Origin of the sequence: Microbispora sp. NPDC046973 (assembly GCF_040644495.1) — a bacterium.
In the GTDB taxonomy this organism is placed as follows: Bacteria; Actinomycetota; Actinomycetes; order Streptosporangiales; family Streptosporangiaceae; genus Microbispora.
Window position 1 is genome coordinate 30,599 of record NZ_JBEYWQ010000047.1, and the last position, 9,400, is coordinate 39,998.

The window sequence follows — 9,400 nt, forward strand, 5'->3', positions numbered from 1 at the left end:
ACGGCGAGCGAAGGACGATGATGCGCGACCTTGTCCCCGGTGTTCCGGACGAGACCCCGAGCCGGCTGCCGGACGCCTGGCGGTTCTGCGTGGGCACCGGCCGCTTCGACCTGGCCCTGCGCCGCGACTACCAGGAGTCGCTGGCGCTGGTGCAGCGGGAGATCGGCTTCCGGCACATCCGGGGGCACGGGCTGCTGAGCGACGGGACGGGCCTCCACCGGCCGTACGACTACCGGGGGACCCGGCACGTGCGGCACGTGTTCACCTACGTGGACCAGGTGATCGACGCCTATCTCGACCTCGGGATCGCGCCGTTCGTCGAGCTGGGTTTCATGCCCTCCGGGCTCGCGTCCGGCGAGCAGACCGTGTTCTGGTGGCGCGGCAACATCACCCCGCCCCGGTCCTGGCAGGAGTGGGCCGCGCTGGTGCGGGCCACCGTGACGCACCTGGTCGACCGGTATGGGCTCGACCAGGTGCGCACCTGGCCGATCGAGGTGTGGAACGAGCCCAACCTCAAGGAGTTCTGGCTCGACGCGGACCAGGACGCCTACCACCGCCTGTACGAGGTGACCGCGAACACCGTCAAGGACGTGGACGCCTCGCTCCAGGTGGGCGGGCCGGCCATCTCTCCCGGGTCCGACGAGTGGCTGGTGCGCTTCGCCGACTTCGTCGCCGAACGGTCCCTGCCGATCGACTTCGTCAGCCGGCACGCCTACACCTCCGGTCCGGCCGAGCACGTGCCGTTCGGCGTGCGTCAGACGCTGGCTCCGCCGTCGCGGCTGCTGGAGCAGTTCGCGACGCCCCGGCGGCAGCTCAGGGGCGGTCCGCTGGCGGACCTGCCCGTGCACATCACCGAGTTCAACTCCTCCTACCGGCCCGACAACCCGATCCACGACACGGCCTTCCACGCCGCGTACCTCGCGCCGGTGCTGGCCGCCGGGGGAGACCTGGTCGACTCCTTCTCCTACTGGACCTTCAGCGACGTGTTCGAGGAGGCAGGGGTGCCGCCGTCGTTGTTCCACGGCGGCTTCGGCCTGCTGACCCACCGTCAGATCAAGAAACCGACCTACCACCTGTACGCCTTCATGGCCCGCATGGGCGAGGAGATCCTGGCGCGCGGACCGGACCACCTGGTCACCCGGGACGACACCGGCCGGGTCACCGCGCTGGTCTGGGCGCCGGTGGACGTCACCGGGGGCCCGCCGGCCGACGGGCACACCGTGCGGCTGTCGGTCCCGGTCAGCGCGCCGTCCGGCCGGGCCTTCCTGCTGCGCTCGTCGGTGAGCGAGGAGAAGGGCAACGCCTGGAGGGCGTGGTGCGAGATGGGCCGCCCGGCCTCGCCCCGGCCCCGGCAACTCGACGCGCTCAGGGAGGCGGCCGAGCCGGCCCGCAGCCATCGCAGCCTGCCGATCGAGGACGGGCGCGTCGGCCTGGACGTCACCCTCGACCGCCACGAGGTCACCCTGCTGGAGATCACGCCCGTGTCCGACGAGACCCCGCCCTGGGGAGACACCTGGGACCACCGCCGCCTGCTCGGCCTGGACGCGCTCGGTTCGGACGGGGAGGCCGCGCCATGACCGAGACATCGATCCGGCGGTTCGGCCAGGGACCGCTCTCCCGCGTCTCCGCGCTGGTCTACACCCTGCTCGTGGTCGAGCTCCTGGTCCTGGCCACCACCGTGCCCGGCCTGATCGGGCTCGTCCTGCTCGACCGCGACGCCGCCAACGTCCCGCTGGCGGCGGCCTGCGCGCTTCCGGCCGGCCCGGCGCTGTCCGCCGCACTGTACGCGCTGCACCATCGCCGGCTGGACCTGACGGACCTCCACCCGGCGACCGCGTTCTGGCGCGGCTACAGGATGAACGTCCGCGGGGTGGTGAAGCTCTGGATCCCGTGGCTGGCGTGGCTGACCGTCGTCGGATCGACGCTCGCGAACTTCGGCGCCGCAGGCGTCCCGGGGTGGTGGGCGATCCTGCTGGTCCTCATCGCGCTGGCCACGGCCCTGTGGGGAGCGAACGCCCTCGTGATCACATCGCTGTTCGCGTTCCGGGCCAGGGACGTCGCCCGCCTGGCCGCCTACTTCCTGTTCGCCGCGCCCCGGGTCGCGCTGGCCAACGCCTGCCTGCTCGTCGTCGCGGCCGGCGTCACGCTGGTCGCCTCCGAGGCCGCGCTGACGCTGCTGGCCTCGGTGTTCGCCGCGGCGCTGCTGCTGAACAGCCGGCCGCTGATCGCCGAGGTCACCCAGAGGTTCACCGTGCAGGGCAATTCCCCGGAGGGGTCTCGTGGCGAGTCCTGATCGAATCCACCCGGCGTGGCTGCCGCCGGAGGCGTTCCGGGCGATCGGCTCGCGCCGCACGCTCGTGCTCGGTGACGGGCTCCTGGCCGGGACCGTGCACGACGAGGTCGCCGAGGCCTGCGCCCGGTACGGCGGACACGTGCGCCGCGGCGCCGAAGACGGGCCGTACGACCTCGTGCTCGCGCTCACGACTGCGGACGGCTTGCCGGGCGTCGCGGGCGAGGTCCGCCCCGGCTCCGCGATCGGCGCCGAGGGATACCTGCTCGCGCGGCGCGACGGGGTCACGGTGGTGCTCGCCGACGATCCCGCCGGGCTGCTCTACGGCCTGTTCCATGTCGTGCGGCTTGGTGAGCGGGCGTTCGCCGGCGAGCGGCAGGCCGAGCGTCATCGGCCCGCGATGCGGCGGCGCATGCTCGACCACTGGGACAACGTCGACGTCCATCCGGTGACGGGCCAGGTCGAACGCGGCTACGCGGGCGGGTCGATCTTCTGGCGGAACGGCGCGCCGCGCGGCGACCTGGCCAGGGTGCGGGCCTACGCGCGGCTGCTGGCCGCGTGCGGCGTGAACGCGATCTCCGTGAACAACGTGAACGTGCGCGCCACCGAGGCCCGCCTGCTGACGGACCGGCTCGGCGACGTCGCCGCGATCGCGGACGTGGTGCGGCCGTACGGGATCCGGGTCCATCTGTCGGTGAGCTTCGCCTCGCCCGTCGTCCTCGGGGGGCAGGCGTCCGCCGACCCGCTGGACGAGGGCGTGCGGAAGTGGTGGGCGAGGGTCACCGAGCGGGTGTACGACGCGATCCCCGACTTCGGCGGCTACGTCGTGAAGGCGGACTCCGAGGGGGAGCCCGGCCCGTTCGCGTACGGGCGCGACCACGCCGACGGCGCGAACCTGCTGGCCGAGGCGCTGGAGCCGTTCGGCGGGGTCGTCCACTGGCGCGCCTTCGTGTACGACCACCGGCAGGACTGGCGTGACCGCTCGACCGACCGGGCCCGCGCCGCGTACGACAACTTCGCCCCGCTGGACGGACGGTTCCGCGACAACGTGATCCTGCAGGTGAAGCACGGCCCGATCGACTTCCAAGTGCGCGAGCCGGTGTCGCCGGTGATCGCGGCCATGCCCGCCACCCGCCTGGCCGTGGAACTGCAGGTGACGCAGGAGTACACCGGCCAGCAGCGGCATGTCTGCCACCTCCCCCCGATGTGGCGCGAGGTGCTCGGCTTCCGCCCCTGGGGGCCGGACGGAACCGCCGTGGCCGACATCGCCGCCGGGGCGGCGGGAGACGGCGGCGGGCTCGTCGGGGTCTCCAATGTGGGCGACGACCCCTACTGGACCGGCCATCCGCTCGCCCAGGCCAACCTGTACGCCTTCGGCCGGCTCGCCTGGGCGCCGTCGACGGACCCGGCGGCGATCCTCGACGAGTGGATCGACCTCACCTTCGCGCCGACGGCGCGTGGGGACACGAAGCCTGCGGCGACCGGAGAGACCGGGCCTGCGGCGACCGGAGAGACCGAGCCGCTGCGGCGCACCCTACACGCGATCATGGACGACTCCTGGCGCACCTACGAGCGGTACACCGCCCCGCTGGGCGTCGGATTCATGGTCCGTCCCGGTCATCACTACGGGCCCGACGTGGACGGATACGAGTACACGCCGTGGGGCACCTACCACTTCGCCGACCGGGACGGCGTCGGGGTGGACCGCACCCGGGCCACCGGAACCGGCTTCACCGGCCAGTATCCGCCGCCGTGGTCGGAGGTGTACGAGTCGCTCGACCGGTGTCCCGACGAACTGCTGCTGTTCTTCCATCACGTCCCGTACGGGCACGTGCTGCACAGCGGGTCGACCGTCATCCAGCACATCTACGACACCCATTTCGAGGGCGCCGAGCAGGCGGCCGAGGCAAGACGGCGGTGGGAGGAGGCCGCCGGACTGTTCGACCCGGACCTGCACGCCCGGGTGAAGGAGCTCTTCGACGAGCAGGTCCGCTGCGCGGAGGAGTGGCGCGACCAGATCAACGCCTACTTCTTCCGCAAGTCGGGCGTGCCCGACGTCCGCGGCCGGCGCATCCCATGACGGAACCACGACGCGACGGGGCGCCGGCGGCGCCGGCGGCTCCGCAGCCGGACGGGCACTGGGTCGCCACCTGGACGGCGATGCCGCAGTTGACGGAGCCGGACAACATGCCACCCGCGCCGTTCACCCGGGGCGACCTGGTCCTCGCCGATGCCACGGTGCGGCAGACGGTCCGGGTCTCGGTGGGCGGGCGGCAGATGCGGCTGAGGCTGTCGAACGCCTTCGGCGGTGCGGCGCTGCCCGTCACGAAGGTGACCGTGGCGCTGCCGGCCGGTGGGCGGGCCGGGGTCAGCGCGGTCCTGCCGGGGACGGTGCGGCAGGTGACCTTCCACGGCCGCCCGTCGATGACGATCCCCGCCGGGGCGCAGGCGGTCTCCGACCCGCTGGACGTCGAGCCGGCGCCCGGGTCGAACCTGACCGTGACGGTCCACCTGGCCGAGGGCCAGCGCTCGGCGAGCATCACCTCGCATCCGGGCTCGCGGACCACCTCCTACCTGCTGGCCGGCGACCACGCCGACGCCCCGGACCTGCCCGGCGCGACCGCGGTGGACCACTGGTACTTCCTCAGCGGCGTGGAGGTGTGGACCGGGCCCTCGGTCGCCGCGGTGGCGGTGGTGGGCGACTCGCTGTCCGACGGCCGGGGCTCGACCACCAACGGCAACGACCGCTGGCCCGACCGGTTGCTCGACCGCCTGCGGTCCCGGCACGGAATGGACGGCGTCGCGGTGGTCAACCAGGCGGCGGGCGGCAACCGGGTGCTCAACGACGGCCTGGGCCCCAACGTGCTGGCCCGGCTCGACCGCGACGTGCTCGCCCACAGCGGCGTGGCATGGCTGGTGCTGTTCGAGGGCGTCAACGACATCGGCACCGCCGAGGCGAGCCCGGCCGCGCAGAAGCAGGTGGCCGACGACCTGATCCTCGCCTACGACCAGATCGTCACGCGGGCGCACGCGCGGGGCATCCGCGTGTACGGCGCGACGCTGACGCCGTTCGGCGGCAACGCCCCCTACGACGACGCACAGGGCTGCCGGGAGGCGGCCCGGCAGGTGGTCAACCAGTGGATCCGCACCGGCCGCCGGTTCGACGCCGTGATCGACTTCGACCGTGCCGCCCGCGACCCGGCCGACCCCCGCCGGCTGCTCGCGGCGTACGACGTGGGCGACCACCTGCACCTGAACCCGGCGGGTTACCAGGCCCTCGCCGACGCCGTGCCCGCCCGTCTGTTCCGGCGGGAGCCGCTGCCTCCGGGCTTCGGATTCCGCTGACGCGCCGGCGGCTAGAGTGGCGTCCGGCTGTGGTTCCCGAGCACCGATGGATGAACGAGCGCGATGAGAATCGTCGTGGACGACCTGTCCGGCCCGCAGATCGCCGAGTTCCTGCGGGAACACGTGCGGGAGATGCGGTCCATCACCCCGCTGGAGAGCAAGCACGCCCTCGACCTCGACGGCCTGCGCACGCCCGAGGTCACGTTCTGGTCGGTGATGGACGGCGACACCGTCGTGGGCTGCGGTGCGCTCAAGAGGCTCGACCCGGCGCACGCCGAGCTGAAGTCGATGCGCACCGCGGCGGCGCGCAAGCGCAGCGGGATCGCGTCGCTGCTGCTGGGGCACATCATCGCCGAGGCCGGGCGGATGGGCTTCACCCGGCTGAGCCTGGAGACCGGCTCGGCCGACTTCTTCCTGCCCGCCAGGAGGCTGTACGAGAAGTTCGGGTTCGGCTACTGCGAACCCTTCGGCGACTACCGGCCCGATCCGCACAGCGTGTTCATGACCAGACTGCTCTGACGACGTCGTCAGTACGCGTCGGGGCGTAGGGCCCGGGCGCACACGGTGAGGCCCTCTCTGAGGGTCTCGCGGGTCGCGTCGTCGACCTTGGCGAGCATGACCGCTTCGATGTCGTCGAGCGAGCTGTCGCATCGTCGCAGCACGGTCACCCCCTCGGGGGTGAGGCGGGCGCACAGGGTGCGGCCGCCGCCCGGGTGCGGGTCGCGGCGGATCAGGCCGCGCCGTTCCAGGTCGCGGATGACGAGGTTCATCGCCTGCGGCGTGACGAAGGCGATGCGGGCCAGCTCCGCCGACGACACCCCGTCGCGCGTGCGCAGTTCGCTGAGCGCCATGTATTCGGTCGTGGTGACGCCGTGCCGGGCGAGCACGTCGTCCAGGCGGGCGCGGATGCGGCGCTCCAGGCGGAACACCAGGTAGCTCAGTCGTGCCGCGGGCGCGGCGGGCTGGGCGGCGGGGCGGGTGCGGCGGGCGGTCACCCGGACGACGATACCGCGCGATCTTCAAGATGTAAGTTTCGCGCTCGGCTATCAAGTAACTTGATAGCAAGTACCTTGATAAGCAGTGGAAACGCCTATTTGATCGCCAGGCCCCTCGTGGCCTCGTCTTGACGGCCGGACGACTTCGCTCCTATACCGGCTGACGTCACCACTTGCGAGCGGGCGGCGGTTCCGGGACGTGCGCAGAAAAGGCCCAGGAAAGGCGCACGGAAAAGCGGGAACCGCCGCTGATCGAAAAAGGAGGAGCGGATGAAGCGATTACTCACGGCGCTCGCCTGCGCCGTCACCGCGGTGCTGTGCGCCGTCACGGCCCTGGTGTCCGCGCAGCCCGCCGCCGCGGCCACGCTGACCGAGGTGACCAACTTCGGCGCCAACCCCGGCAACCTGCGCATGTACGTGTACGTTCCGAACAACGTTCAGCAGACCCCGGCGATCGTGCTGGCCATGCACACGTGCGGCGGTTCGGGGCCGGGCTTCTACTCGTCCACCGAGTTCGCGTCGCTGGCCGACCGGTACGGCTTCATCGTCATCTACCCGTCGGCCTCGAAGAAGATGAACTGCTTCGACAACTGGTCCGACGCGTCCAAGGTGCGCGGCGGCCAGACCGACCCGGTGTCGCTCATGTCGATGGTGACCTACGTCGAGCAGCAGTATCACGGCGACCCGAACCGGGTGTTCGCGACCGGCGCCTCCTCCGGCGGCATGATGACCAACGCCATGCTCGCCCTGTATCCCGAGGTGTTCAAGGCGGGCGCGGCGTTCATGGGCGTGCCGTTCACGTGCTTCCCCAACGAGGCGGCCTACAGCCCGGGGGGCAACTCCGCTCCGTGCGTGGGCAAGACCGCGCAGCAGTGGGGCGACGCCGTCCGTAACGCCAACCCGACCTACCGGGGGCCCTGGCCGCGGATGCAGCTGTGGCACGGCACCAGCGACACCGTCGTCGCCTATGCCGAGCTCGAGGAGGAGATCAAGCAGTGGACGAACGTCCACGGCCTGAGCCAGACACCCACCAGCACCGACACCCCGCAGTCCGGCTGGAGCCGCCGCCGTTACGCCGACTCCACGGGGGCGGTGAAGGTCGAGGCGTACAGCATCCAGGGTGCGGGCCACAGCCTGCCCATGAGCGGCATGGCCGCCGTCGCCATCCAGTTCTTCGGCCTCACCGGTAGCAGCCCGAGCCCGAGCCCGAGCCCGAGTCCGAGCGCCACCGTCAGCCCGTCGGTCAGCCCGTCCGCGAGTCCGTCTGCGAGTCCGTCGCCGTCCGCGAGCCCGTCGAATCCGCAGGGCGCCTCCTGCCGGATCACCTACAGGGCCAATTCCTGGGGCAACGGCTTCACGGCGGACGTCACGATCACGAACACCGGCACCGCTGCCGTCAACGGCTGGACCGTCACCTGGACGTGGCCGGGCAACCAGCAGGTCACCAACGCGTGGAACGCCGGCGTGACCCAGTCCGGCGCCCAGGTCACCGCGCGCAACGTCTCCTACAACCCCGCCATCCCCGCCGGAGGCAGCACGAGCTTCGGCTTCCAGGCCTCCTACAGCGGCAGCAACACCGCACCGGCCGGTTTCGCCCTCAACGGCGCGGCCTGCACCATCGCCTGACCGGCCCCGGCCGCACCCGGCCGCGCCGCGACGAACCATCGGGGGGCGGCGCGGCCGGGCGTCAGACGGCCAGCGTGTCCAGGACGGCGGCGGCCAGCTCGGCGGCGGGCGGCTCGTACCGCTGGGCGAGCGTCTGGAAGGTCTGCTCGGCCTGGATGGCCGGCCAGTCCCGGGGCAGGTGCTCGGCGGGCAGGTGCGGGTCCTGACGGACGAGGTGCAGCCAGTCGGTGTGGAGCAGCAGCTGTCGCGCGAGGTCGTCGGGCGCGCCGGCAAGCGGCTTGGGGACGTCCCACTGGGCGAGGAACGCCCGGTAGCGCGCGGCGATCTGCTCGATGTCGAACGCCTTCCCGACGAGGTCGGCCGCCTCGGTCGGCGCGAACGCCCTGGCGGTCAGCACGTTCACGTGGTCGCCCAGTTGGAGGGAGGCGAGGACGTCGGTGACGTCCCTGACGCCCGGCGCGATCCACAGCCCGCTCTGCAGCAGGCCGAAGCCGTTCCAGATGAGCCGCGACCGCAGGTCGTGCCGGGTGCTGCGGCGGCTGTCCGGAATCGAGAAGCCGACGAGCGTCCAGGTGCCGTCCCAGTCGCGGTTCACCGCGCCGGTCTCCCACACCCGTTTGCGCCCGTCTTCCAGCACCTCCACGGCATGCGGGGTGAGCCCGAAATAGACCTTTCGTCCCTGCCGATGCCGTTCCAGCAGGTTCCGCTTCACCATCCGCGCGAGCGTCGACCGTACGGCCTCCTCGGAGACGCCGAGGCGGGCGAAGACGTCGATGACACTCCCGGAGTAGACGGCGATGTCGCGGTGCAGCACGTAGATGCCGAGGAAGCTGAACATCAGGGACTGCGGGCGCTGGAATGGCGCTGTCTGGTCGTCTTCGCCGCCGAGGGTCACAGCAGAAGGGTAGACCGTCTCGAACGTCATGCAAATCTTTGACGGCCGTCATATTGCTGCCATACATTCGACGGTGTCGGGCTGCTGAGCGAAAGGCGACACCATGGATCTTTCCGGCAAGGTGGCCGTTGTCACTGGTGCGGGCCGTGGGCTTGGCCGGGCGTATGCCGAGGCGTTGGCGGCGGCTGGGGCGGCGGTGGTGGTCAACGATGTGGACGGGGAGGCGGCTGCGGGGGTGGTCGAGGCCAT

The 9,400-nt window shown here is 71.7% G+C and carries 9 protein-coding genes; 7 read left to right on the plus strand and 2 right to left on the minus strand.

Annotated features, from left to right (window positions below; genetic code table 11):
• The first annotated feature begins 20 nt into the window (after nucleotides 1–20).
• From ABZ860_RS40255 to ABZ860_RS40275, 5 genes are all read left to right on the plus strand, one after another.
• Nucleotides 21–1,577 (plus strand): hypothetical protein, encoded by a 1,557-nt coding sequence (locus tag ABZ860_RS40255; RefSeq protein WP_357231187.1) that lies wholly within the window; start codon nucleotides 21–23, stop codon nucleotides 1,575–1,577.
• Nucleotides 1,574–2,293, plus strand: coding sequence for a hypothetical protein (locus ABZ860_RS40260; protein ID WP_357231190.1), 720 nt, complete (start codon nucleotides 1,574–1,576; stop codon nucleotides 2,291–2,293). The genes ABZ860_RS40255 and ABZ860_RS40260 overlap by 4 nt, the downstream gene beginning before the upstream one ends.
• Nucleotides 2,280–4,370 (plus strand): alpha-glucuronidase, encoded by a 2,091-nt coding sequence (locus ABZ860_RS40265; protein WP_357231193.1) that lies wholly within the window; start codon nucleotides 2,280–2,282, stop codon nucleotides 4,368–4,370. The genes ABZ860_RS40260 and ABZ860_RS40265 overlap by 14 nt, the downstream gene beginning before the upstream one ends.
• Nucleotides 4,367–5,635 carry an SGNH/GDSL hydrolase family protein gene (locus ABZ860_RS40270; protein WP_357231196.1) on the plus strand — a complete coding sequence of 423 codons (1,269 nt, stop codon included), beginning with the start codon at nucleotides 4,367–4,369 and terminating at the stop codon, nucleotides 5,633–5,635. Before ABZ860_RS40265 ends, ABZ860_RS40270 begins: the two co-directional genes overlap by 4 nt.
• A 63-nt stretch (nucleotides 5,636–5,698) precedes the next feature.
• On the plus strand, nucleotides 5,699–6,154 hold the full coding sequence (locus tag ABZ860_RS40275; RefSeq protein ID WP_357231199.1) for a GNAT family N-acetyltransferase: 456 nt from the start codon (nucleotides 5,699–5,701) through the stop codon (nucleotides 6,152–6,154).
• 8 nt (nucleotides 6,155–6,162) lie between these two features.
• On the opposite strand, the gene ABZ860_RS40280 is transcribed toward ABZ860_RS40275, so the two are convergent.
• Nucleotides 6,163–6,630, minus strand: coding sequence for a MarR family transcriptional regulator (locus ABZ860_RS40280; RefSeq protein ID WP_357231202.1), 468 nt, complete (start codon nucleotides 6,628–6,630; stop codon nucleotides 6,163–6,165).
• 270 nt (nucleotides 6,631–6,900) lie between these two features.
• Between ABZ860_RS40280 and ABZ860_RS40285 the strand changes: the two genes are divergently transcribed.
• Entirely contained in the window at nucleotides 6,901–8,256 is a 1,356-nt protein-coding gene (locus tag ABZ860_RS40285) for a PHB depolymerase family esterase (RefSeq protein WP_357231205.1), read from the plus strand.
• A gap of 61 nt (nucleotides 8,257–8,317) precedes the next feature.
• Here ABZ860_RS40285 and ABZ860_RS40290 read toward each other — a convergent pair whose 3' ends face one another.
• Complete coding sequence (locus ABZ860_RS40290) at nucleotides 8,318–9,181, minus strand: PaaX family transcriptional regulator C-terminal domain-containing protein (RefSeq protein ID WP_357231208.1); 864 nt, start codon at nucleotides 9,179–9,181, stop codon at nucleotides 8,318–8,320.
• A gap of 73 nt (nucleotides 9,182–9,254) precedes the next feature.
• Here ABZ860_RS40290 and ABZ860_RS40295 point away from each other — a divergent pair.
• Nucleotides 9,255–9,400 (plus strand): SDR family NAD(P)-dependent oxidoreductase (locus ABZ860_RS40295; protein ID WP_357229799.1); only part of this gene is annotated, 146 nt, incomplete at its 3' end.